Below are 23,076 nucleotides of genomic sequence, written 5' to 3' on the forward strand. Positions count from 1 at the left end.
GCTAGCTCAACCCCTCACGCGAATCGAGCGGCAGCAGCCCAAGATCCTTGCGCGCCCGAGTGAACTCGCCTTCGTGAGGGTAGTCGCGCCATTGGAGGATGAGTTCGCTGTCGGCCTTCGTGTAGAGGACGACGGCTTCCCACCAGCCCTCCATCGGCCCCTGGCAGGCCAGCACGACCGATCCGATACCAATGCCTGCCCAATCGACCGGGCGCTTAGCGGCCCCGCCAGGGGCATCCGGGCCGCCCTGGCCGTTCGAGCCCGTCCTGGCGGGCGGAGGGGCGTCAACGGGCTTGCTGGCGACCCTGACGGGCAGGGGAGTGTCGGGCGTGCCTGTGGCGGCGAGCAGGCGCTCGTAAAGCTCCGCCTTCACGAAAGGCACGAAGCCCCGCCCGCTCGGGAAGAGCCGGCCTGCGGGCAATCGTGCGGCGAGGTCGCGCAGCGCCTCCGTATCGGCGCGGGCGAGGCGCAAATCCATCAACCGTGCGGCGTTCTCGGCCTCGGCAGCCTCGTCGCCCAGGAAGCGCGAGGCATGGGGCCGACCGCGTTCGTCGCGCCCGAACAGGACGACGGCCGGGGGCGGTTCGACGGCCAGCGCGGGTAACTTCAGCAGGGCTGGCAGCGTAGCTGGAGTAGCGACGGCGAGGGTTGGCTCGGTGCGCAAGGCAGACCTCCTGAAATGAAGAAGGCGGCCCTCGGGCCGCCCTATGGCGTTTGTGAAGCTGCTGAGGGCATTTGGTGACCGGCCCCACGGCACGAGCGACGGGTGTCGCGGTTGTGGATCGGTCGAGGTCATGAGTCACCCAGCAGGGTCACGCCGCAGGTTGCGGTCACCCGAATGTATAAGATTATTATCCTAATGTCAAATTTTAGTTTCGCCCTTCAGCTGTTCGGGCTTGCAGAATCTTCATTCGCCTCTGCCAGAATCTCCTAAGCGGGAGTTACCTGAACGGGACCGTTGATGCCTTGGATCGCGGGTGCCGACGGCTTTAAAAGCCAATGGTGCGTCGTACTGCAGAACGTCGAATCAGGCGAACTGCGCGCTCGCATCTGCCCGAGCTTTGCCGGCCTGCTGACGCTGGCCGAAAAGCCATCGGTCATCACCGTAGACATCCCGATTGGCCTGCCGGAGGTCACGCGACCCGGTGGGCGACTGTGCGAACAGCAGGCGCGGAAGATTCTCGGGAGCCGGGCGTCATCGGTGTTCTCAGCCGTCGGTCGAGCCGCCTTGCGAGCCCATTCCCAAGTTGAGGCGGATCAGATCAGCCGCGATGCCGGCGGGCTAGGCGTTGGGGCGCACGCATGGGGCCTCGCCGAAAAGCTGCGGGAAGCTGACGCCGTGATGACCCCGGAGCGGCAACACTTGGTTCGGGAGGTCCACCCCGAGGTGTCATTCTGGGCGATGAACGGCCGCTCGCCGTTGCCGGCGGGCAAGAAGACGCTGGAGGGCATGCTCGGCCGGATGGACGCTCTCGAGGCGGAAGGCTTCCCGAGCACGTTCGTGCGGCAGTTGCCGGTTGGGCTCCGCGTCGGGCGCGATGACTTCCTTGATGCCTGTGCAGCACTCTGGACAGCTCGGAGGATCAGCGCGGGTCTCGCTGAGCGCCTGCCCGAGCAATTGGATCTCGATAGTCGCGGCCTCGATCAGGCAATCTGGTTCTAAGATAACCCATCATGCTTGGTAGCTCACCGTGAGGGTCGCCGGCGTTGGGTCAGTTGGCCTGCGCGGCGGCATGCTACCAATCAGCCAGCAATCCGCTTAACCCAAGAAGGTCCGCATGGGCGTAGCTATTCTCGCACCGGTGCCTGCTGTCATCATCGATTCAGCCATGGAAACCTGCGCCCGCGAAGGCGTAGTGGCTTTCGGAACAAATGCGTTCGAGGTTTTCCATCGGGTCGAAGAAGAGTACGGCACCGGGATACCCGTCATCATTAAGCCAACGTCCCGGTACGGTGATCCAAAGGGATATGCTCGAATGAGCTTCTCAGGCAAATTCGAGCGTTTTACGAAGGCCGATAGGCAAGGTCTGCATCCCGAGCCTGAAAAGAGACCAGCGGTGACATTGAGCCCAGAGGATCCTGACACGCCCGTCTACGGTTTCTGGGAAATTTCCAATCTCCGGCTTATGCCCAATCAGGTCTCGATGGGCAGCTTGAGAGCGGTCGGTAAGAAGACGCCTCTGCCAGCCACGTACAAGTTCCAGGGGCCGCTACTCGTGGTCGCGGATTTCCTCTGACGGCGCAGTCGTGGCCGGTCGCTCAAGCCGCCGCTGTCGTCTGCATCAACATTGCCTATATCGCGCCCTGGGCGGCGACGGTGGGCTTGATGACCGGCGCTCGCCGCATTCTGTCCCCTGGTGGCGTTCTGTTCCCCTACGGCCCATTTTTTGAAGATCAGCGGGAGACGGCGCCGAGCAATCATGCCTTCGACCTTCGGTGTCGTGACCATGCCTGGGGCCTGCCGGCGCTGAGCGACGTCGATGCTGCGGCCCGGCGCGAAGGGTTGCACTGGGAGGCCCGTATCGCCACGCCGGCCAACAACGTTGCGCTCGTCTATCAAAAGGGCTGACGACCGAGGATCGTGGCGCAGGAGGAGGGCAATGAGCCGATACGATCCACTCCGGGATCATCTTCAACGACAAACGGCCGACACCGTGACGATGGCGTTTACCGAGCTGGACTCTCTCGTAAAGCTGCCGGCCTCCGCCAAGCGCTTTTCCTTCTGGCGGGCAAACGACGACGTCAAATCCACTATCCACGCTAGAATATTACTAACTCGGACCAATAGCAATACCTTGTTGCTCGTGCCATGTGGCAGCTTCCAGTGGTAAAAGCAGCACGGATAAAGCAAGCACTGGGCCTCCCAAAAGTGTGGTGAAGCCCAGTTTGGCCCTCAGACCTTTGACGACCGGAGGCATACCCATCGCCCGCGCCCAGCACGCGGAAAGCCTTGTACTGCAATCTGACGATGTCGTTTGCCTTTGAGGCCAGGAAGTACGATCCCTTTTCCAGCCAGCGTATCTAGCACGGCGATGGCGCTCGGCTTCGACCGTGCCAGCCCTACGAAGACGCTCGGGAGAACCGCCAAGATCTCCTGTCCGTCTTCTTCCCGGCAAAAGCCCCATGCGACGCCTCGCTTTTCCTCGGGGAGTTGATCGCCCTTCCGGAGGATGGGGAAAAAGCCCTGGCTACGCGCCTCCCGCAAGCGATGCATCACATCACTCGCCTCCTCCTCGACCGAGACGATAGCTTGGCGAGCGACCCTATAGATGGCCAAGATACAACGCCGTGCATGCTCGGTCGAGAAGGGCGCAACATCCCAATCGGCAGCCAGTATGGCCCCTGCCAGGACGATCCCGAACTTCCGTGCGTATCGTCGCTCCCACGGCTGCGTGCTCGCCCCGACTGACGTGACGAAGTCGTCAACGATCTGACGAATTTTGATCACGACCTGAGGTCGTTCGGCGGCCAACCGGTCGAGGTAGTGATCACGGGCGAGTCCGTAGTTCGCGCTGATGGTTGCCTCGATATCGGCGGCGAGGCGCGCCGCATCCATCCCCCGTTCTTCACCCTCGGCATCGATTAGATCGAATACGCCGCCACGCGCGGGGCGGGGAACGGTGATGTCGATATGCCGGAGTTGTTCTCCCGCAAGGCGCGTCGCTCCCGGTTCGTCGAGCGGACGCTCGCCCGACGAGATGCCGAAGAGTCGCCACGTCAGGTTCGGCAATTCATGATGCCGGCTGACGCGCGCTGACCGGATCGCGCCGCGGCCGCTTGGAACCATGAACGCGATGTTGCGGACCTTCTCGCGTCGCTGCTCTGGCGTACCCGTCGTCCGCCCTGCCTCGTCGAAGATGACCGCCCAATCGTTGCGCCCGAAGCAGAGCTCCTCTGCCCCGCGTTGGCTGATGCCGTAGGTTGGCAGGTCTGAACTCTGAGCGCGCCCCGCTTGCGAGTGGAGGGCACGGGCGACCAACGTCTTGCCGGTGCTCGAATGCCCAAAAAAATTGAAGATTGCACCTTCATTCTCGTCCAAGAGATCGAGCAAAGGGCCGGCATATCCGACGCTCAAGCCGAAGGTGAGATAGCTTGACGCCCTACAAGCCGGCACCATGCCCGCTCGCCAGCCTTCGAACGTGCCGTGTCGCATGCCGATGCTTGGGTCCTCGAAGATAGAGGACGCAAGGAAGCTCAGGGATGCGGCTTGCGGCCCGAACGTCCGCCCGCGTGTGACAAACGAGTCGCCGTGCCAGCCGCCCTGACGGGTGATCGCACGCGTGATGGTGGGTTCATGTGCCAACTGCACCTGCACGAGGGCGGCAGCGGCCTTGGCGTCGCTTGGTAGCGGCGCACCAGCATCAAGGAGCATGCGCCGCACGTCATGGGGGGCCGCGGTGAGCGAGCGGGGGATCGTGACGGTACCTTCGACGCCGTCGATCCGCGGGAAGCGGAGTTCCAGCAGGTAGCTGTCGAGGTCAAGGTCGTGGATTAGGGCATGGACGGCAACGGCCGGCTTGTCGGCAGGTGCTAAGGCGGCCTGCCGCCTGCGGACCCTTTCTGCCATGGCGGCGAGAACATTGGGTGAGAGGTTGAGCTTAGCCACGACGGGCTCTCCATAGTGAGGGTGAGCAGTGAGCACTTGCGTGTGCTCACTGCTCACCTGCGAACGGGGGTTGATGGCTGATAGGGTCAGGCGGGGGTGCAGTTCACACACTCGCCAGGGGCTTTGGTGATCGGGCTTTACCGGAGGCGGCCTGGACCTTGTTCGCGCAGCCGATGATCCACTCGGATCGCAACTTTGCCGATTCGGTCCCGCTCAAGCATTGTCCCGTGCAGGATCAGACGTTGCCGCAGCCCGACAGCGTCCAGGAAGACAGCCAACTCGACCGCCTCGGTCCCGCGTAGCGGACGCCCCCGCGTGTTGCGGCACTGGCGTGTTCCATTCGCCGTCGGCTTAATTTGCTCATAGCTCTGCCGCCGCCCAAACGCGGGCTTCATCCCGTAGGCGGTGCCCGCTGGGTTGCCGTCGAAGGCGGCAACCTTGAGCGGGCGCGGGATGAGGTCGCTCGGTGGGAAGTACATCCGGAGCGTTTTGACCTCGGACGCCGTGAGAACTCCTGGCACGAACACCCGAGGGTGCAGGGACCAGTGCGGGCGGAAGTCTGCCGTCAGGTGTTCGTTGTACGAAACGTCGATCCCAATCACTGCCGTTGTGAGTCCGGCGGCGGTGAGCGCATCGCACACGACCCCCTTAAGCCGGTGCAACGTTGCCGGAGGCAGACCGCCCCCTGGCACAACGATACCGGCTGCGTGCACGGGCGACAGGATTGTGCCCCGCGTTCCGGCCGGCATCGCGTGCGCGAGGAACTCCTCGGTCGCAGCGGTGAACCAGCGCTGCCACGCGCGGGCGCACTCCGGGCACGCCCCACTCATGCACCGCACCTCCGTGCAGCAACAATCTAAACGGTTGCCCACGGCTTCGGCGTTGAAGTCCGTGCGGGCTGCAAAGCGCCGCAACCGCTGCACCAGCCGAAGACGTTCGACCGCTGCCTGAGCCGCTGTTTGGCAGGGTCGCTTAAGACGACCCTCCAACCACTGCGGCGGGCCGTCGCCGTAGTGTTGGACGTCGAACAAGACAAGCGCTTCGGCGCGTGTCACTTTAGGATGTGGCAGCGAAACGGGCGGCAAGTAGTCGAAGGGCAAAGGCTCGCGGTTCACGACTGCCCCCCCCGCTCGATTAGGGCTTGAATGTCGCGCGCCCTCCAAGCAGTGATCCGTTTGCCCAGCCTAATAGGTTGTGGATATATTCCTTTCTTTACGCCGGCCCACCAAGAACTGGCGCTGATCGGCAGTAGCCCGGTTGGTCGGACAATGTCTCGTAAGCGGTAAGCGCCTTCTAGAGATTTTAGGGTTTTCATAATGCTCTCCGTTCGTCATTGAACGAAGCTGCATTTACGCGCTTATTAAGCGGAACATCAGGATGTCAGACAAAGCAACACATGTTCCCCCAGACAACCTATGTTGCTAAGACCAACAAACCTTTCGCTTAGGCTTCCTGGGTCCTTGCAGATCGTCAGGAAGGTTCGAGGATCGCGGGCGCATGACAGCGAAGGCGCGTTTCACCCCCTCAGTCGCTTCTCCGTAATCAGGACCGGTGAATGCAAGCGGTGGAATATCTAACAAGTACTCTATCTGCTGAAATTTTCCGGCGCGCTTGTACATAGGGGATATAATATGCTCTGCGACGTAAGCGGCACGGCGGGCCCATTCAGCTATCAGGTGCCCGTGTTTTTGGTAGCTTGCCTCACCCCTACATATGACATTCAGTAGATTTTCTGAAGCATACGTTATTGAATATGCAGCATATATTAGCGCTGCAGATTGAGAAAACTCATTTGCGCGTTTTTGACAATTGAGAGCATCAACAGTCTTGTTCGTTATACGAGACGCAAGCAGACTATTTATTACCATTTTGTCGCGCTTTCCCTCACCGATCAAGTAAGAGACTGCGCTCCCCGCAGAGGCATAACTAGCGCGTAGAAATTTACTTCGATTTTCCAACTTATCAGCATGAAAGTGACAGACACGCGTCATTTCGACGGAAAGCTCGATCCATTGCGAAGCTGATTGGATGTCGTTCTTCAACGTCGCTGGGGAACGAGCTACTAATATGCGCTGCAACCCCCCTGCCGGGTAGTAGAAATCGCGGTAGAAATCGATGCCCGGCCCGTTCAGACGTGTCACTATATCCGCCAACATAGGCGACTGCGGGAAGGCTTTTTGATACTCTCGCTCTGCGCTTGCCAAGCACGCCGCGCCAGCCAAGATCATGGCCTCTTGCACTAGGTTCGTGTCTCTTGGACACACGATCCAAGCGCACAAACCCGCAAACAGTATGTCCTTCTGAGCGAAATAGCTTGGCTTGAGATCGAGTAGCCGTTGCAGCACCGCTCGGGGTCTGAACTCGCCCAAGGCGTAGTCGGCAAGGCGTGGGCCTCCCGGAGTCAGAACAGACGCTGCCTCAAGTTGTGCATTCAGTTCGACCCAACGTTCGGCGACTTGCCGAGCCGCAGACTTTTCCACTCGCCGAATCATTCGACCTCGCCGCGCATGAGCACGCAAGGATCTGGGCTGGGGGCGCCCTACAGCGCCTGCCTCGCGCACACGAGGCAGTTTGTCCGAGTTTGTACGGCCGCGTCCAGCCCCATCGGCAGGACACAAACAGGACACTAACACTCGGGGTAAGGACTAAGTCATTGGCACCGTTGGCGCTCCCAAGGGGAATCGAACCCCTGTTTTCGCCGTGAGAGGGCGACGTCCTAGACCGCTAGACGATGGGAGCTTTCCGGCGGCGTGGCGGTGCTATAGCCACGACCCGGCGAGGGAGCAAGGGCTTTCGTCGGTATTTTGCGTCGGCGGGGCGGATAGGGCTGCGGATCGGGAACGTGGTGGACACAGAATTCGATGAACGCGTCGGCGTCGTCGCTGAGGGCGGCTCAAGGCTCGACCGCACCCTGGTGGCGCTGTTTCCGGATCTGTCCCGGGCTCGGCTGCAGGATCTCATCCGCACCGGTCACGTCAGCGGGGACGGCACGCCGCTGCGCGACCCCGCTCAGAAGACCATCGCCGGCACTCGAATCCAGCTCGCGCTTCCCCCGCCAGTGCCGGCCGAACCGGCGCCCGAGGCGGTAGACCTCCCAATCGTCTATGAGGACGACGACCTGATCGTCATCGACAAGCCGGCCGGTCTGGTCGTGCACCCGGGGCCGGGCCACGAGAGTGGAACCCTGGTGAACGCGCTGATCGCTCATTGCGGCGCGACGCTGTCCGGGATCGGCGGCGTCCGCCGCCCGGGTATCGTCCATCGCCTCGACAAGGATACGAGCGGCCTTATCGTCGTCGCCAAGAACGATGCCGCGCATCAAGGGCTCACGGCGCAGTTCGCCGACCACGGCCGTACCGGCCCGTTGGAGCGCGCCTACGCTGCGGTGGTCTGGGGCCTGCCCCAGCCACGAACCGGTACGATCCGGGCGAGTCTCGCGCGCTCCCGCTTCCATCGGGAGAAGATCGCCGTGGTGCCGGACGGGTCCGGCCGCCACGCCGTTACGCATTACGCCGTCGCGGAGGCATATCCTGATGCCGCCCTGGTCGAATGCCGGCTGGAGACGGGACGAACCCATCAGATCCGCGTGCACTTGGCCCATCTCGGCCATCCGCTGTTGGGTGACCCGGTCTATGGCGGAGGATTTCGGACTAAAGCCGCACGCCTCGATCAAGACGCGCGGGCTGCATTGTCCGCGCTGGGCCGGCAGGCGCTTCACGCCGCGCTGCTCGGCTTCAGCCATCCGCGCACGGGCATGACCCTCCGATTTGAGAGCCCGCTACCGTCCGATCTCACCGCGCTCGTGGCGCGGCTACGCGCAGGCAAAGCGGAGGGTTCCACCCTGTAACCGGTCTCCGCCAGCGTGCGAAACAACACCCCGTACCGCGTCACATCGTGCCATGGTACGATCCGATTTGGCCGGTTGCGCGTTGATGACGACGTGGGTGTCCTCGATCGCAATCGGCTCCCGGTGACCCGTACCAGATGGGTGGCCGGCAGGGTCGGCTCAAGAGCGGCCCGAGTAGACGGCACTGTTGCCCGTCGCGTCCGCCCGCCAGGGGGACTCAGTCCAGGAGAATGCCATGGCCGGTACGCTGCCCGTGCTCGCCAACGAAGGTGGGCTATCGCGCTACCTCGATGAGATCCGCAAGTTCCCGATGTTGGAACCGACGGAGGAATTCACCCTCGCCAAGGCCTGGCGGGATGCCGGTGACCGTGAGGCCGCGCATCGTCTCGTGACGTCGCATCTGCGCCTCGTCGCCAAGATTGCCATGGGCTATCGCGGCTATGGCTTGCCGATCGGCGAGGTCGTGTCCGAAGGCAATGTCGGCCTGATGCAGGCGGTCAAGCGCTTCGATCCCGACAAGGGCTTCCGGCTCGCCACCTACGCGATGTGGTGGATCAAGGCCGCCATCCAGGAATACATCCTGCGTTCCTGGTCGCTGGTGAAGATGGGCACCACGGCCAACCAGAAGAAGCTGTTCTTCAATCTGCGCAAAGCCAAGGGCAAGATCTCGGCCCTGGACGAGGGCGATCTCAAGCCCGATCAGGTGAAGCAGATCGCCACCCGCCTCGGTGTGCCCGAGCAGGACGTGATCGACATGAACCGCCGCCTGTCCGGCGACACCTCGCTCAATGCGCCCCTCCGCGAGGAGGGTGAGGGCGAATGGCAGGACTGGCTGGTGGACAACGCGCCGAGCCAGGAGACCGTCCTGGCCCGCGAGCAAGAGGGGCAGAATCGCCTCACGGCGCTGCGGGATGCGCTCGGCGTGCTCAACCCGCGCGAGCGCCGCATCTTCGAGGCCCGGCGCCTCGCGGAAGATCCGATCACGCTGGAGGATCTCTCGGGCGAGTTCGGGGTCTCGCGCGAGCGTGTGCGGCAGATCGAGGTCCGCGCTTTCGAGAAGGTCCAGGAGGCGGTCAAGCGCAACATCGCCAATCGCGAGTTGCCCCGGGCGGGCATCGAGGCTCACTGAGGCCCGGTCGGAAGGGCGGGTGCATCCAACGGCACCCGCCTCGATCGCGGCCTTACTGCCAGGCTGCGAACGCGTTCTGCATCACCTGAGTCCCCGTGGCACCCTTCTCGAAGGTCAGGACGGCGCGCTTGCCGGACGTGTAGCGCAGGGCGAGATCGAACCAGTTCTTGTGCAGCAGCAGGTCGGTGTTGCGTTCGATGTCGTTCGGCAGCGATGAGAGACCGATCAGGAACAGGTTGTCGCGCACCCGGACCGGAAGGCCGGAGACTGGCGAGCCGCGGGCATTCTGTTCATCCTTCGCCTGGAGCAGGCCGACATCCTGAATGGTCCGGCCGCCACCGCCACCGGTCTGGCTGAATGTCAGGTTCACCGTGTGGGAAGCCGGTAGGGTCGCGTCGAGATTGCGCTGCAGCGTCATGACCAGCGTGAGCCCCGCATCCGGGATCGTCACGCTGGCCACCACGGCATTCTGCAGCGGCTGACCCTGGTCGCCGTTTACCGTGTCGAGCTTCCATGTCACGCGGCCGGACATCAGCGTCGGCTGCGCATTCTCGCCGCTCCCGACCTCCTCGATCAACTCGGCCCTCTGGGCGACGGAGACCGTCGACTCGGTGGAGGGTGCGGCCGCACGGGGAGGCGAAGCGCTGTCGGGACGGGGGGCGGTCCGCGGTGTCGGTGAGGCGTCGCCGCCAACCCGGTCACCGAACTTGGTTTCCGATTCGGGCTGCTGCATGTCGGCCGTCTCGGTCCCGCCCGAAGGGAGGCTCTGCGGTCGGTCTCGGAGCAGAAACGCGGCCACGGCGATCATGGCGATGACGGCGGCCAGGATCCCGCCCACGAAGACGTTGCGCAGCAACCGCGAGCGTCCAGCCCGCGGAGGCACCACCTCGATGCGCGGGCGCTGGCGGCCATTGCATGTATCGGCGGCAACGGCGGCATCGAAATCATCCGCCGTCGGGGGAGCGGCGTCCGCCGGCTCGGTCGATTCGGAAGCCGCCGGCTGAGCCGTACCGGGACGCCGGGGCGCGATCGCGATCGGAGCCTCGCGCGGGCTCGCGTCCGGCTCCGGCGCGATCACCGGCGGCTCGTAGCGCCGCTCGAAGGGCGGGTTGGCGGCGGGGAGCGCAGGCTCTGCCGCGGCCGGCTTCGGCGGCGCTGGCTCCGGAACCACCGGATCCGAGACCGGTTCCAGGCCGGCCGTCAACGCAGCATCGTTGGCGGGAGCCGGAAGTCCGCCGTGGTCCACTTCGAGCCGCTCGATGGCGGCATCCAAAGCCCGTCGCTCGAGATCGATATCGTTCTCGGACAGCGGCGGATCGAGCGAGCGGAGCTGGCTGATCAGGGCGTTGCGTGCGCGGTCGTAGACCGCCTTGCGCAGGGCAGGCGTTCGATCCGGGAGAGCATCCAGCGCGCGTGCCAGAAGCGGGTAGTAATCGGCCATGTGCCCCTGATCCGCGCCTACGGTCGCCGGCCGGCGCGCCGGTCGATCGCCCGGAGCCGGGGGACGCGGCCGTCCTTCCGGATCGGCGCGGCCCTCGGCCGTTGATGTCGTGTCCCTACAACGCGAGGCCGCGGCCGAACGCTGGTCGTTCCGTCGCTGGCCGCCCACCGCCGAGAGGGCTCGAGCCGCCTACCCGTTCTAAGCAAACTTGCGTTAGCAGGCCAACGCTTCGTCCGCCTAGGGTCTTGGTGGGTCGCAGGTTTTCGTCGCTCAACCGGCGGCCGACGTGGAGCGGCCTGCCGAGATCACGCCAGCGTGGTGGGGATATGGGCGGAGTGGCCAAATCGATGCGCCGTTGACGCGACTGCGCCCGATGCGTCAATCCTCGAAAGGATTCTGCATCAGGATCGTGTCGTCGCGCTCCGGCGATGTCGAGAGCAGGGCCACGGGGGCGCCGATCAACTCTTCGATCCGGCGAACATACTTGATCGCCTGCGCCGGCAGATCGGCCCAGGACCGGGCGCCAGCAGTCGTCTCCGACCAGCCCGGGATCACTTCATAGACCGGCTCAACACGGGCCTGCGCGGCCTGACTCGCCGGGAGATGGTCGATCGGCTTGCCGTCCAGCATGTACCCCGTGCAGACGCGGATCTCCTCGAATCCGTCGAGGATATCGAGCTTGGTCAGCGCGATGCCGTGGATGCCGGAGGTCCGCACCGTTTGGCGCACCAGCACAGCGTCGAACCAGCCGCATCGGCGCTTGCGCCCGGTGTTGACGCCGAACTCCCGTCCACGGCTCCCGATGGTCTCGCCGATCTCGTCGAACAGCTCGGTCGGGAACGGCCCCTCGCCCACCCGGGTGGTGTAGGCTTTGGCGATGCCGAGGACGTAGCCGATCGCCCCCGGGCCGAGGCCCGACCCCGTCGCAGCCTGCGCGGCCACGATGTTCGAGGAGGTGACGAAGGGATAGGTGCCGTGATCCACATCGAGCAGCGCGCCCTGCGCGCCCTCGAACAGGATGCGCTTGCCGGCCCGGCGCTCCTCGTCGAGCAGCGACCAGACGGTGTCGGCGTAGGGGAGGACCTTCGGGGCGATGGCCTTCAGCTCGGCGAGCAGCGCCTCGGCGTTCACCTCGTCGATCCCGAGGCCGCGACGCAGGGCATTGTGGTGGGTCAGCACCCGCTCGATCTTGGCGGGCAACGCCTCCGGATCGGCGAGATCGACGACGCGAATCGCCCGGCGCCCAACCTTATCCTCGTAGGCCGGTCCGATGCCGCGCTTGGTGGTGCCGATCTTGAGGCCGGCATTGGCGGTCTCACGGAAATGATCGAGCTCGCGGTGCAGCGGCAGGATCAGCGTGGCGTTGTCGGCGATTCGCAGGGAGGTCGGCGAGACCTCGACGCCCTGCGCCTTGATCCGCTCGATCTCGTCCACGAGGTGCCAGGGATCGACCACCACGCCGTTGCCGATCACCGAGAGCTTGCCGCCGCGGACCACGCCGGAGGGCAGCAGCGCCAACTTGTAGGTGACGCCGTCGATAACCAGCGTGTGGCCGGCATTGTGCCCGCCCTGGAAGCGGACGACGATGTCGGCCTGCTCGGAGAGCCAGTCGACGATCTTCCCCTTGCCCTCGTCGCCCCACTGGGCGCCCACAACGACGACGTTGGCCATGTCTGCCTGCTTACCCGCGACGGAAACCGGGACGGCGCCACCCACGGGTGCAGGCGGCGCACGTCGTCAGCCGTTTCCGCGATCCGGGCAGCGAAATCAAGCAATGCGCCTGCATGGCGCTCCCATTATCCGGTCCGAACGGACTATTTCGCCTCGGTTCCCGGGGTGCGCCCCGGCAGTTCGCTGGGCTTGATCACCGGCATGGAACCGGACTGATCGGGTTTCACCACCGTTCCGGTGGTTCCATTGGCGGGCGGCTTGATCACCCCGTCATTCTGCTGAAGCTTGTCGCTGAGCGTCTGATCCTTGGGCGGCGCATCCGTGCTCGGACGCACGCGCTCGGCCGGCGTCTGGGTTGCCGGCGGCAGGGCCGGATCCGTATCGCGGCCCTTCAGCGGGGCATCGGGATTCTGCGCGTAGGCGGGCCCCGCCAGCACAGTCGCGGCCAGCATGGCGAACAGGAGACTCTTCGGCACTGTCACTCTCCCCTCGATGATCGGATTTCGGGGAGGAACAGCCGGCGGCGGCATCCGTTCCGGTGCGGAGCCGCTTCCGGGCTCGGCCGTGGGGCCGCTCAGCCCTGGCGCGCGGCCGCGATGTAGAGTTCGCGCAGGCGCCGGGTGAGCGGGCCGGGACGGCCCTCGCCGATCGTCCGGTTGTCGATCTCGACCACCGGCATCACTAAGGCCGAGGCGCTGGTGTAGAACGCTTCCTGCGCCTCATAGGCCTCCGCCACCGTGATCAGCCGCTCCTCGATCCGCAGATCGGATTCCTGCGCGAGGCGCAGCACCGAAGCGCGGGTGATGCCGGGCAGCAGCGCCGTCGAGAGCGGCCGGGTGACGAGCACGCGCTCGCGGCTGACGATGAACGCTGTGGACGAGGACCCTTCGGTCACCGCCCCGTCCTCCACCATCCAGGCCTCCGCGACCCCGGCCTCGGCCGCCTGCTGCTTGGCCAGCACCTGGGCCAGCAGGGCCACCGACTTGATGTCCCGCCGCTTCCAGCGCAGGTCCTCGACGGTGATCACCCGGGCGCCGGTCTCGGCCAGCGGGTTGGCCAGCACCGTCTTGGCTTGCGTGAACATCATGACGGTCGGCGCGACATCACCCTTCGGGAAGGCGAAATCACGCTCGGCGACGCCGCGCGTGACCTGCATGTAGACGAGGCCCTCGGTGACGCCGTTGCGGGCGACCAGCTCCGTCTGCAAACGCTCCCAGCCGGCCGCGTCGTGCGGGTTCCGGATACTGATCTCGCCGAGCGACCGGTCGAGGCGGGCGAGGTGGGCGGCGTTGTCCACGAGCTTCCCGTCGAGAATCGCCGAGACCTCGTAGATCCCGTCGGCGAACAGGAAGCCGCGGTCCATGATCGGCACGCGCGCCTGCTCGAAGGGGAGGAATTCGCCGTTGAGGTAGACGGTGCGGGGAGCGGTCACGGGCAGCCTTCCTGTGTTCGTCGCTGGCCTGAAGCAGGAATCGTGTGGCGCTGTCAGGCCGCGCCGAAGACCCGCGAGAAAATCGTGTCCACGTGCTTGAAGTGGTAGCCGAGGTCGAAGCATTCCTCGATCTGCGCCGGCGAGAGCGCCGCGGTGACCTCCGGATCAGCCTTCAGCAGCGCCAGGAAGTCCCCCTCCCCGCGCCAGACCGGCATCGCGTTGCGCTGAACGAGGCGGTAGGAATCCTCCCGCGAGACGCCAGCCTGCGTGAGCGCCAGCAGCACCCGCTGCGAGTGGACGAGACCGCCGAGCCGGTCGAGGTTTTTCTGCATGTTGGCCGGGTAGATCAACAGCTTCTCGATCACCCCGGTCATCCGCGCCAGCGCGAAGTCGAGGGTCACGGTGGCGTCGGGGCCGATCATGCGCTCCACGGAGGAGTGCGAGATGTCGCGCTCGTGCCAGAGGGCGACGTTCTCCAGCGCCGGGGTGACGTAGCCGCGGACCATCCGGGCGAGGCCCGTGATGTTCTCGGTGAGCACCGGGTTGCGCTTGTGCGGCATCGCCGAGGAGCCCTTCTGCCCCTCCGAGAAGAATTCCTCCGCCTCCAGCACCTCGGTGCGCTGGAGGTGGCGGATCTCGATGGCCAGGCGCTCCAGCGAGGAGGCCACGACACCCAGGGTGGCGAAGAACTGCGCGTGGCGGTCCCGCGGGATGACCTGGGTTGAGACCGGCTCGGCCGTGAGGCCCATCTGCTCGGCGACGTAGACCTCGACCCGGGGATCGATGTTGGCGAATGTGCCGACGGCGCCCGAAATCGCGCAGGTCGCGACCTCCTCCCGGGCGGCGACCAGACGACGGCGGTTGCGCTGGAATTCGGCGTGGGCCTGGGCGAGCTTCAGCCCGAAGGTCACGGGCTCGGCGTGGATGCCGTGCGAGCGGCCGATGGTCGGCGTCATTTTGTGCTCGAACGCCCGGGCCTTCAGGGCGTCGAGCAGGGCATCCACATCAGCGATGAGGATATCGGCGGCCCGGACGAGTTGCACGTTGAGGCAGGTGTCGAGCACGTCCGACGAGGTCATGCCCTGGTGGACGAAGCGGGCCTCCGGACCGACGATCTCCGCCAAGTGGGTCAGGAACGCGATCACATCGTGCTTGGTCACCGCCTCGATCGCGTCGATGCGGGCGACGTCGAACACGGCATCCCGGCCCTTGGCCCAGACAGTCTCAGCGGCCGCCTTCGGCACGACGCCGATCTCGGCGAGCGCCGTGGTGGCGTGGGCCTCGATCTCGAACCAGATCCGGAAGCGCGTCTCGGGCGACCAGATCGCGGTCATCGCAGGGCGGCTGTAGCGGGGGATCATGGAGCCTCGGCGCGGTCCGGAACGGGTGCGAGGCCGGTAGCATGGGCCACCCCGGCTGCTCAATGCGGATCCGGTATGCTCACGTCGCTTCGGCCGGGATGCCTTCAGTCCACCCGCACCCAGCCCTGCCCCATCAGGCGCTCCTGCGGCAGGAAGCGCGACTTGTAGTCCATCTTGCGCGAACCCTCGACCCAGTAGCCGAGGTACAGGTACGGCAGGCCGAGGCGCTGGGCCCAGCGGATGTGATCGAGAATCATGAAGGTGCCGGGCGAGCGGGACGCCTCCGCCGGGTCATAGAACGAGTAGACCATCGACAGGCCGTCGGCGAGGACATCCGTCAGGCAGAAGGCGAGTGGCGGGCCGGACCCACGCCCCGTAATCGCCGTATCCGGCCCGTGGCGCCGATAGGACACGAGATGCGTGTCGACATGGCTGTCCTCAACCATCATGGCGTAGTCGAGCACCGTCATATCGACCATGCCGCCATCGCCGTGGCGGGCATCGAGGTAGCGGCGGAACAGGGCGTATTGCTCGGAGGCCGGACGGTTCGGCTCCGGCGTCCCCACCCAATCCGCGTTGCGGCCCAGGATCCGCCGCTGGCTCGCGCTCGGCTCGAACTCGTCGACCACGACGCGAACCGAGACGCAGGCCCGACAGGTCTCGCAGGCTGGCCTGTAGGCAATCGTCTGCGAGCGGCGGAAACCACCCTGCGTCAGGATCTCGTTGAGGTCTCGGGCGCGCCGACCGACGAGGTGGGTGAACACCTTCCGCTCCTCCTGGCCCGGCAGGTAGGGGCAGGGCGAAGGAGCGGTCAGGTAGAACTGCGGAGTATCGCGCGGGTGGCTGGTCACGCTGCTGATTGGCCCTGCGCCGGGTGCATCCTGTCGGCGCCGGCATACCAGTTTACAGGCGAAGCGGCCGGGCTCAATGGCCCGGAAAGCCGCGACGCTCGATTTTCACCGCGACACGAAGCTCTCAGCGAGCGTGAACCACTGCCAGACCGAGCAACAGATCGTGACCGAGCCGCCGGTCAGACCGGACGAGGCCGAAGGCGATGTCGACGAACCAGAGCAGGAAGGTTGAGATCGCCACGTAGAACAGCAGCGCGTGAACCGCCGCCGTGATGATGTCGACCCGCGCGCCGCTCTCCGGTGCCACGACGCGCAGACCCATCAGCCTCTGCCCGATCGTGCTCTGCCGCGAACCGCCCACCGTGATCGCGCTATAGATGATGCCGCTCGCCGGCAGGACCGCAAAGAGGGTCCAACCGAGTCCGAAGGTCACCACGCCAACCAGGGTGATCAGCAGGGTGAGCAGGACCGTGAAGCCGAAGATGAACAGGATGTCGAGAAGATAGGCCACGGCCCGGGCGCCGAGGCTCGCGCGCACGAACGGTACGGGTAGCGCGGAGGCGTAACCGGGCGAGTCGAAGCGCGGTGCGTAGCCGGTCTGGGGGTTCTGCATCATGTCGCGTCCTGCAAGCGAGGCTGCGACGGCAAAGGTGGTGGCGATCCGCCGGGGCCGCAAGAGGCGCTGACGGGACGAGCCCGTTCAGTGCTGGGCCGGGTCCCCGGCCGCGGCATCGGGCGTATCTAGGTAGAAGCGTTTCAGCATGTAGAGGGCGGGACCCGAGAGGCTCCGGCCCTCGGTGGTGAGGGCCAGAAGCGTCGAGCCCGCATCGAACCGGCAGGTCAGCCAATGCTGGCGGTTACCCTCGGCATAATCGACCCGGACCGTGTTGGCTGCCGCGCCCGGTCCGGCTCGGAGAAGGCGGATACCGTCCTCGGGCGCGACCGCCGGCAAGGCACGGCGGCAGGTCGCGACCCGCTCGCGATGCAGGGTGTCCTGGCAAGCGGCGAGCCCGCCGAGGAAACCGGCCGACACGGCCGCCGCGAGCAGCCAGCGATGGGCCAGCTTCACGGATGGTTGCGCAGACGCTCGGCGACTCGCGGTGCGTGATAGGTGAGGATGCCATCCGCGCCAGCCCGCTTGAAGGCGAGGAGTGCCTCGACCATCGCCCGATCGCCGTCGAGCCAGCCGTTCCGGGCGGCCGCCTCGATCATCGCGTACTCGCCCGACACCTGATAGGCGAAGGTCGGCACCTGGAACTCGTCGCGGACGCGGCGAATGATGTCGAGATAGGGCAGGCCCGGCTTCACCATCACCGAATCGGCCCCTTCGTCGAGGTCGAGACGGACCTCGCGCAGGGCCTCGGCGGAATTGCCCGGATCCATCTGGTAGGTGCGCTTATCGCCGACCAAAGCCGCCTTGGTTCCGATCGCGTCGCGGAACGGGCCGTAGAAAGCGCTCGCGTACTTCGCGGCATACGCCATGATCTGCACGTCGAGGAACCCGGCCTTGTCGAGCCCGGCCCGGATGGCGCCGACCCGCCCGTCCATCATGTCGGACGGGGCGATGATGTCGGTCCCGGCCTCGGCCTGGATCAGGCTCTGTTCCACGAGGACCGCCACGGTCTCGTCGTTGAGGATCGCGCCGTCCCGCATCAGGCCGTCATGGCCGTGGCTGGTATAGGGGTCGAGGGCGACATCGGTCATGATCCCGACCTCGGGCACCGCGCGCTTCACCGCCCGAACGGCCTGACAGACCAGGTTGTTGGCGTTGAGCGCCTCCGAGCCCGTCGGGTCGCGCAGCGACACCTCGGTGAACGGGAAGAACGCCACCGCCGGGATCCCGAGCCGCGCCGCGCGCTCGGCGTCGCGCACGATCTCATCCACCGAAAGCCGCTCCACGCCCGGCATCGAGGCGATCGGCTCACGCCGTCCGGAGCCGTCGATGACGAACATCGGCCAGATCAGGTCGTCGACCGTGAGCGTGTGCTCCCGGACCAGGCGGCGCGACCATTCGGCCTTGCGGTTACGACGCGGGCGCTGGGTGATCTTCAAACCCTCGACCCGGGCGCCCTCCCGGGCGGCTTCCAGGGCTATGGGACGCGGCTCGGGCAAGGTGTCTGACATGCGGGCTTCGCTACCGTTCGCGCGGCCGGCGCCGCGGATCGCCCGGCGCTGGCGCGCCGAAGGCGTCCGACTAGCATACGGGGGCGAGCCGGCGAAACCCGACCGTTGACGCAGACTCGCCAAACCGCTTCAACCCGGCGCATCCCCTCCATAATCAGGACCCGGCTCCGATCATGCACCGGCCCCTCCCCGCCCCGAGCGCGTCGTAGTGCCGGGCTCCTTTCCGATCCGACGCAAGACCCCGCGCCCCGGCGAGATCCCGACCGACCGGATCGAGCGTGTCCAGGGCCCGGCCCCCGGCACCTGGGATACGGCCCTCATCTGGTTCATGCGGATCACGGCGCTGCTCTGGCTGACCAAGAGCGTCGCGTCCTGGGCGACCATCCTGGATGTCATCCCCGGTGCGCGGCCGTTCGAGACCGAACCGTTCGGCCGGCAGGCGGCCATCGTCTACTTCGCGGTGGTCGATGCCGCGGCGGCGATCGGTCTGTGGCTGACCAGCGCCTGGGGCGGCGTCATCTGGCTGCTCGCCGTGACATCCGCCCTGACGCTCGCCGTCCTGACACCGCAACTCCTCCCGGTACCGCTCTCGCTTCTCGTATTCGGCGGCTGCGTCGTGCTGTTGTACTTCCTGCTGTCCTGGCTGGCCGCGCAGGAAGCACGGTGAACGAACCGTTCTGATCTTCGCTTCAGTTTGTCTTTACCGCAAAGCGTAAATCGGCAATTCATCCTGTCGCTTAAATCGCCTTTCATTTCCGAGCGGTAGCTTAGCCATCATCAGCGGCACCGCATTGAACGGATACCGCAACATCTGACGGTGAGGCAGAGATGAAGACGCAGAGCGCCCGGGCCACGACGATCGAAGCCACGGAGGAGGCATCACCCGGTAAGGGCTCCTACCTGGAGGCCCTCCATCTTGTGGAGCGTCTGCACCGCCGGCTGCTGGACGTGATCAAGGACGAGTTCGAGCGTCGCGGCCGCGAGGACGTCAACAGCGTCCAGGCCCTGCTGCTCTACAACATCGGCGACAAGGAACTGACCGCGAGCGAGTTGCGGACCAAAGGCTACTATCTCGGCTCCAACGTCTCCTACAACGTCAAGAAGCTCGTCGAGGCCGGCTACCTGCACCATGCCCGGTCGAAGACCGATCGCCGCTCGGTCCGAATCAGCCTGACCGACAAGGGCCGTCAGGTCCATGAGATCATCCAGGGCCTTTACGACAAGCACGCCCGGACGATCGCGCCGATCGGCGGCATCTCGGACGACGATTTCGGCCGCCTCAACCAAGCGCTCGGCCGCTTGGAGCGCTTCTGGACCGACCAGATCCGTTATCGCCTCTGACCGATCCTACCAGACGTTCAGGAGGGTCAGGATCCCGGCGATGACCGCGTAGGCGAAGCCGGCGTTGATCGCGACGCCGAACAGACCGATCACGAGCCCGACCATCACCAGGATGCCGTCGCGTTCCACGAGGCCGAGGCCCACGAGGCAGACGGCGAGGCCCAGGGGAATCTGCCCGACGATCGGCGCGGCCACGATCAGGGCCAGCGCCAGGGCGAGCAGGACGATGCCCATGCCGCGCATGCCGAGCGCGGTCTCGAACACGCTCAAGCGCGGGCGCGACCAGCGCTCCAGGCGCCGCAGGATCGGCACAGCGCGCGTGACGGCACGACGGACGTCGGCCAGTGCGATGGAACGGTCGAGCAGCATTCGCGGCAGCCAGGGCGCCGACATCCCCGCTGCGATCTGGATGGCCACCAGCAGCAGCAGCAGGCCGCAGATCAGCGGGATCGGCGGCGGCATCGGCAGGCAGTTCGGCAAGCCGAGCAGCACGACGAGCAGCGCGAAGGCGCGATCCCGCAGGACCGCGACGATGTCCCCCACCGTGAGGCGCTCGCCCTCTTGGCTCGCCAACACCGTGAGGACGTCCGACGTTCGTGCACCGGAGGTCAAGGATCCGCCAACCTTCGCTGTCCCGCGCGGGCTCTAGCCGAGAACCGCTGGCACGCCAAGCATGGCAGTCTTGCGACAGGTCGACCCCGAGGCTTCACCGCGGCTGCGGCCTTCGAATCGCCGGCGCCGCACCTGAATAATTCTTATCGATCTCTACACCACTCTCAAATCTTCGTCCCATTTTTCAAAGCTCGCCGAACCAGCCGCCCAATCTCTACGGATATATCTGCGCGAGCGTCTTGCCGAATCAACGCGTCAGATCATAGATCCTACTTCGCTCGGAGGCTTGTCCGTGCGATCTCTATGCCGCTCGCGACGTTACCGCATCCTTTTGATTTGGATCACGAACGCATTCGGCGGCTGCGCCTGTTTGTCCGGCGCGGCTTGCGCGGGAGAGATCGACACGCTCCTGTTCGGCAGCCTCGCTGCTGGGGCCGCCACCTTCGTGACCGGCGGACTCAAGATCGGCCTGCCAACTCTGGCGGGTGATGGTGCCGTCGCGCTGGCGAGTCTTGGCGGCGGCCGTCAGAATGAGCGGGGTCCGGAGGGAAAGCGACGGCGCTTGACTGCGCTCGGCGCCATCGGCCTCGGCTATCAGTGGTTCTTCGATTGGGGCGTGGTCGCGGCTTTCGCGGGTCCGGAAGGAGCGATGCAGATTCTGGCCGACAGCCTCGGCACGACCATCCTGCCGGCGCGATTCGGGCTGCGCCTGCACGGCGAGGTCTGGGCTCGCCCGACCGAAGCGTCGATGCTCCAGGCAACCGTCATCGCGGGCACCACGCTCGGGAGTGTCTGGACACGGGCGGCTTGGGGTTATGACCTCTGGGGGCCTATCTCGGTCCGGAAGTCAGCCTGTATGCGGATGCGTCGGGCTATCAGAAATGGAACTTCGGCCTGCACGGGACCGATTTTGCGATCGATCGCTTCAGTTTTCGCGTGTCGGCAGGCGTCCAACGCGAGACAGACCGGCGGGCCATCGCCCCTTATGTGGCGCTCTCCGTCTGGTCGTCCTTGTGAACGGCATCGGGCCGGGTCGATAGCGCGCCGAGAAACGTGGTCGCATCGCGGCGGATCTCGGCGCGCCTCGTGTCCCCGAAACCCCGCAAGGTTCTGTAGGGCATCGTCATGCGCGGATTCCCGGCGAGCTTATCCTCGTTCTCGAGCAGAAAATTCCAGTAGAGGTAGTTGAACGGGCAGGCCTCCGCGCCGGACTTGACCTTCACGTCATATGCACACGAACCGCAGTAATCCGACATCCGGTCGATATAGGCGCCCGAGGCGGCATAGGGTTTCGAACCCATCACGCCGCCGTCGGCCCACAGCACCATGCCGTGGACGTTGGGCAGTTCGACCCATTCGTAGGCATCGGCAAAGACGATCAGATACCATTCCTCCACCTGCGCCGGATCGAGGCCGGCGATCAGGGCGAAGTTGCCTGTCACCATCAAGCGTTGGATGTGGTGGGCGTAAGCATGGGCGCGCGTGTCCGCGACCACCTGGGCGATGCAGTTGAGCTTCGTGTCGCCCGACCAGTAGAACCAGGGCAGGGCGCGGGCCGCCGCGAGCGCGTTCGTCTCGCGATATTCCGGCATCCGCGCCCAGTAGAGGCCACGCACGTATTCCCGCCAGCCGAGAATCTGCCGGATGAACCCCTCGGCGCAGTGGAGCGGTACCGCATTCTCACGATAGGCGCGCTCGGCGGCCCAGCAGACCTCCTCGGCGGTCAACAGGCCGGCATTGAGGGCCGGTGAGATCAGCGCATGGTACAGGAACGGCGCACCGGCCTTCATGGCATCCTGGTAGTCGCCGAAGGTGGGCAGACAGCTGGCGATGAAGTGGCGAAGGGCCGCGAGGGCGTCGTCCCGCGTCACCGGCCAGGAAAAGCCGCCGAGCGTGCCGAAATGGTCGCCGAATTCCTGTTCGACGAGGGCGATGACCTCCCGGGTCACGGCATCCGGCTGGAAGCCGATCCGATCAGGGAGACGATGCCCCTTGGGCAAACGCTTGCGATTCTCGGCATCGAAGTTCCAGCGCCCGCCCACGGGCTCGCCGCCCTCCATCAGCAGGCCGGTGCGGCGACGCATCCCCCGATAGAAGGTCTCCATCCGCAGATGGTGTCGCTTCTCCGCCCAATGCGCAAAATCCTCGCGGGGGCAGAGGAAGCGGTTGTCGGAGCGGATCTCCACCGGCGGCCCAAGGGTCTCGCGCCAGTCCTGCATCATTTCCCAGACCCGCCATTCTCCGGGCTCGGTGACGACGATGCGCTCGGGGCGGTGCCGCGCGACCGCCCTCTCCAGTTCGCCGGTGAAGCTGCCGGTATTGCCGGGATCGGTAAGCCGCACATAATCGACGGTGACGCCCTCTTCCGTCAGATCGGACGCAAAATGGCGCATGGCGGCGAACAGGAAGGCGATCTTCTGCTTGTGGTGGCGGACATAGGTCGCCTCGTCCCGGACCTCGACCAGCAGGACGATGTCGCGCTCGGGATCGAGGTCGGTCAGGCTGGAGACGCGACGGGTGAGTTGGTCGCCCAGGACGAAGCGCAGCGTCCCGCAGGAACCGGCATGACGCTTGACCGCCATCGCCTCAGCCCTTCGTCCGCACGGTGGAACGGTCACCGTCAGGGCCGATCCCGTCATCCATCACCATCCGCCGCACCCG

23 protein-coding genes, 1 tRNA gene and 1 pseudogene are annotated in these 23,076 nt (G+C 65.6%); 9 read left to right on the forward strand and 16 right to left on the reverse strand.

The features are described from left to right. Position 1: 1 nt before the first annotated feature. Positions 2-664 (reverse strand): hypothetical protein, encoded by a 663-nt coding sequence (locus MKK88_RS10655; protein WP_243999450.1) that lies wholly within the window; start codon positions 662-664, stop codon positions 2-4. Between the two features lie 297 nt (positions 665-961). On the opposite strand from MKK88_RS10655, the gene MKK88_RS10660 reads away from it, so the two are divergent. The 3 genes from MKK88_RS10660 (at position 962) to MKK88_RS10670 (ending at position 2,569) form a co-directional block, all read left to right on the forward strand. Beyond that, positions 962-1,663: a DUF429 domain-containing protein gene (locus MKK88_RS10660; protein WP_243999452.1), complete on the forward strand. Its 702-nt coding sequence runs from the start codon at positions 962-964 to the stop codon at positions 1,661-1,663. Positions 1,664-1,778: 115 nt separating this feature from the next. Continuing rightward, the gene (locus MKK88_RS10665; protein ID WP_243999454.1) at positions 1,779-2,237 is read left to right on the forward strand and encodes a hypothetical protein; all 459 of its coding nucleotides are present in this window, start codon (positions 1,779-1,781) and stop codon (positions 2,235-2,237) included. Further along, the gene (locus MKK88_RS10670; protein WP_279602221.1) at positions 2,234-2,569 is read left to right on the forward strand and encodes a DUF938 domain-containing protein; all 336 of its coding nucleotides are present in this window, start codon (positions 2,234-2,236) and stop codon (positions 2,567-2,569) included. The genes MKK88_RS10665 and MKK88_RS10670 overlap by 4 nt, the downstream gene beginning before the upstream one ends. A 324-nt stretch (positions 2,570-2,893) precedes the next feature. On the opposite strand, the gene MKK88_RS10675 is transcribed toward MKK88_RS10670, so the two are convergent. The 4 genes from MKK88_RS10675 to MKK88_RS10695 all read right to left on the reverse strand — a co-directional run bounded on the left by MKK88_RS10675 (position 2,894) and on the right by MKK88_RS10695 (position 7,345). Next, complete coding sequence (locus MKK88_RS10675) at positions 2,894-4,606, reverse strand: DUF927 domain-containing protein (protein WP_243999458.1); 1,713 nt, start codon at positions 4,604-4,606, stop codon at positions 2,894-2,896. A gap of 137 nt (positions 4,607-4,743) precedes the next feature. After that, positions 4,744-5,721, reverse strand: coding sequence for a hypothetical protein (locus tag MKK88_RS10680; RefSeq protein WP_243999460.1), 978 nt, complete (start codon positions 5,719-5,721; stop codon positions 4,744-4,746). Positions 5,722-6,027: 306 nt separating this feature from the next. Beyond that, positions 6,028-6,846: a hypothetical protein gene (locus MKK88_RS10690; RefSeq protein ID WP_243999464.1), complete on the reverse strand. Its 819-nt coding sequence runs from the start codon at positions 6,844-6,846 to the stop codon at positions 6,028-6,030. A 423-nt stretch (positions 6,847-7,269) separates the two neighbouring features. Beyond that, a tRNA-Glu gene (locus MKK88_RS10695) sits at positions 7,270-7,345 on the reverse strand. A 103-nt stretch (positions 7,346-7,448) separates the two neighbouring features. Between MKK88_RS10695 and MKK88_RS10700 the strand changes: the two genes are divergently transcribed. Together MKK88_RS10700 and rpoH are read left to right on the forward strand one after the other, a co-directional pair. Next, positions 7,449-8,453, forward strand: coding sequence for an RluA family pseudouridine synthase (locus tag MKK88_RS10700; RefSeq protein WP_243999466.1), 1,005 nt, complete (start codon positions 7,449-7,451; stop codon positions 8,451-8,453). Between the two features lie 235 nt (positions 8,454-8,688). After that, entirely contained in the window at positions 8,689-9,582 is an 894-nt protein-coding gene (gene rpoH, locus MKK88_RS10705) for an RNA polymerase sigma factor RpoH (protein WP_243999468.1), read from the forward strand. Positions 9,583-9,634: 52 nt separating this feature from the next. On the opposite strand, the gene MKK88_RS10710 is transcribed toward rpoH, so the two are convergent. From MKK88_RS10710 to hemB, 9 genes are all read right to left on the reverse strand, one after another. After that, complete coding sequence (locus MKK88_RS10710) at positions 9,635-11,023, reverse strand: histidine kinase (protein ID WP_243999470.1); 1,389 nt, start codon at positions 11,021-11,023, stop codon at positions 9,635-9,637. Positions 11,024-11,401: 378 nt separating this feature from the next. After that, positions 11,402-12,694 carry an adenylosuccinate synthase gene (locus MKK88_RS10715; protein WP_243999472.1) on the reverse strand — a complete coding sequence of 431 codons (1,293 nt, stop codon included), beginning with the start codon at positions 12,692-12,694 and terminating at the stop codon, positions 11,402-11,404. Between the two features lie 143 nt (positions 12,695-12,837). Further along, a complete protein-coding gene (locus MKK88_RS10720) occupies positions 12,838-13,170 on the reverse strand; it encodes a hypothetical protein (protein ID WP_243999475.1) in 333 nt (110 codons plus the stop codon). Between the two features lie 98 nt (positions 13,171-13,268). Then, the gene (locus MKK88_RS10725) at positions 13,269-14,126 is read right to left on the reverse strand and encodes a D-amino-acid transaminase (protein WP_243999477.1); all 858 of its coding nucleotides are present in this window, start codon (positions 14,124-14,126) and stop codon (positions 13,269-13,271) included. Positions 14,127-14,179: 53 nt separating this feature from the next. Continuing rightward, positions 14,180-15,487: an adenylosuccinate lyase gene (purB, locus tag MKK88_RS10730; protein WP_243999479.1), complete on the reverse strand. Its 1,308-nt coding sequence runs from the start codon at positions 15,485-15,487 to the stop codon at positions 14,180-14,182. A 104-nt stretch (positions 15,488-15,591) separates the two neighbouring features. Further along, positions 15,592-16,338 carry an arginyltransferase gene (locus MKK88_RS10735; RefSeq protein WP_243999480.1) on the reverse strand — a complete coding sequence of 249 codons (747 nt, stop codon included), beginning with the start codon at positions 16,336-16,338 and terminating at the stop codon, positions 15,592-15,594. A gap of 124 nt (positions 16,339-16,462) precedes the next feature. Next, positions 16,463-16,951: an RDD family protein gene (locus MKK88_RS10740; RefSeq protein WP_243999553.1), complete on the reverse strand. Its 489-nt coding sequence runs from the start codon at positions 16,949-16,951 to the stop codon at positions 16,463-16,465. An 87-nt stretch (positions 16,952-17,038) separates the two neighbouring features. Continuing rightward, on the reverse strand, positions 17,039-17,407 hold the full coding sequence (locus MKK88_RS10745) for a hypothetical protein (protein WP_243999482.1): 369 nt from the start codon (positions 17,405-17,407) through the stop codon (positions 17,039-17,041). Continuing rightward, positions 17,404-18,462 carry a porphobilinogen synthase gene (gene hemB, locus MKK88_RS10750; protein ID WP_243999484.1) on the reverse strand — a complete coding sequence of 353 codons (1,059 nt, stop codon included), beginning with the start codon at positions 18,460-18,462 and terminating at the stop codon, positions 17,404-17,406. The genes MKK88_RS10745 and hemB overlap by 4 nt, the downstream gene beginning before the upstream one ends. 208 nt (positions 18,463-18,670) lie before the next feature. Here hemB and MKK88_RS10755 point away from each other — a divergent pair, with 208 nt between their 5' ends. Both MKK88_RS10755 and ldtR read left to right on the forward strand, forming a co-directional pair. Next, positions 18,671-19,129: a DUF6163 family protein gene (locus tag MKK88_RS10755; RefSeq protein ID WP_243999486.1), complete on the forward strand. Its 459-nt coding sequence runs from the start codon at positions 18,671-18,673 to the stop codon at positions 19,127-19,129. 161 nt (positions 19,130-19,290) lie between these two features. Continuing rightward, positions 19,291-19,803, forward strand: a complete 513-nt coding sequence (gene ldtR / locus MKK88_RS10760; RefSeq protein ID WP_243999488.1) for a transcriptional regulator LdtR — start codon at positions 19,291-19,293, stop codon at positions 19,801-19,803. 6 nt (positions 19,804-19,809) lie between these two features. Here the strand turns inward: ldtR and MKK88_RS10765 are convergent, their stop codons facing one another. Beyond that, complete coding sequence (locus tag MKK88_RS10765; RefSeq protein ID WP_279602209.1) at positions 19,810-20,415, reverse strand: exopolysaccharide biosynthesis protein; 606 nt, start codon at positions 20,413-20,415, stop codon at positions 19,810-19,812. Between the two features lie 445 nt (positions 20,416-20,860). On the opposite strand from MKK88_RS10765, the pseudogene bcsS reads away from it, so the two are divergent. Further along, positions 20,861-21,178: pseudogene (bcsS, locus tag MKK88_RS34085) on the forward strand (cellulose biosynthesis protein BcsS); the annotation flags it as partial. A gap of 89 nt (positions 21,179-21,267) precedes the next feature. Continuing rightward, positions 21,268-21,432 carry a cellulose biosynthesis protein BcsS gene (locus tag MKK88_RS33825; protein WP_279602226.1) on the forward strand — a complete coding sequence of 55 codons (165 nt, stop codon included), beginning with the start codon at positions 21,268-21,270 and terminating at the stop codon, positions 21,430-21,432. Here MKK88_RS33825 and MKK88_RS10780 read toward each other — a convergent pair. After that, a complete protein-coding gene (locus MKK88_RS10780; protein WP_243999555.1) occupies positions 21,399-22,997 on the reverse strand; it encodes a cryptochrome/photolyase family protein in 1,599 nt (532 codons plus the stop codon). The two genes, MKK88_RS33825 and MKK88_RS10780, sit on opposite strands and share 34 nt — an antisense overlap. Positions 22,998-23,076: the final 79 nt, after the last annotated feature.

The organism is Methylobacterium sp. E-005 (assembly GCF_022829725.1).
GTDB lineage: Bacteria > Pseudomonadota > Alphaproteobacteria > Rhizobiales > Beijerinckiaceae > Methylobacterium.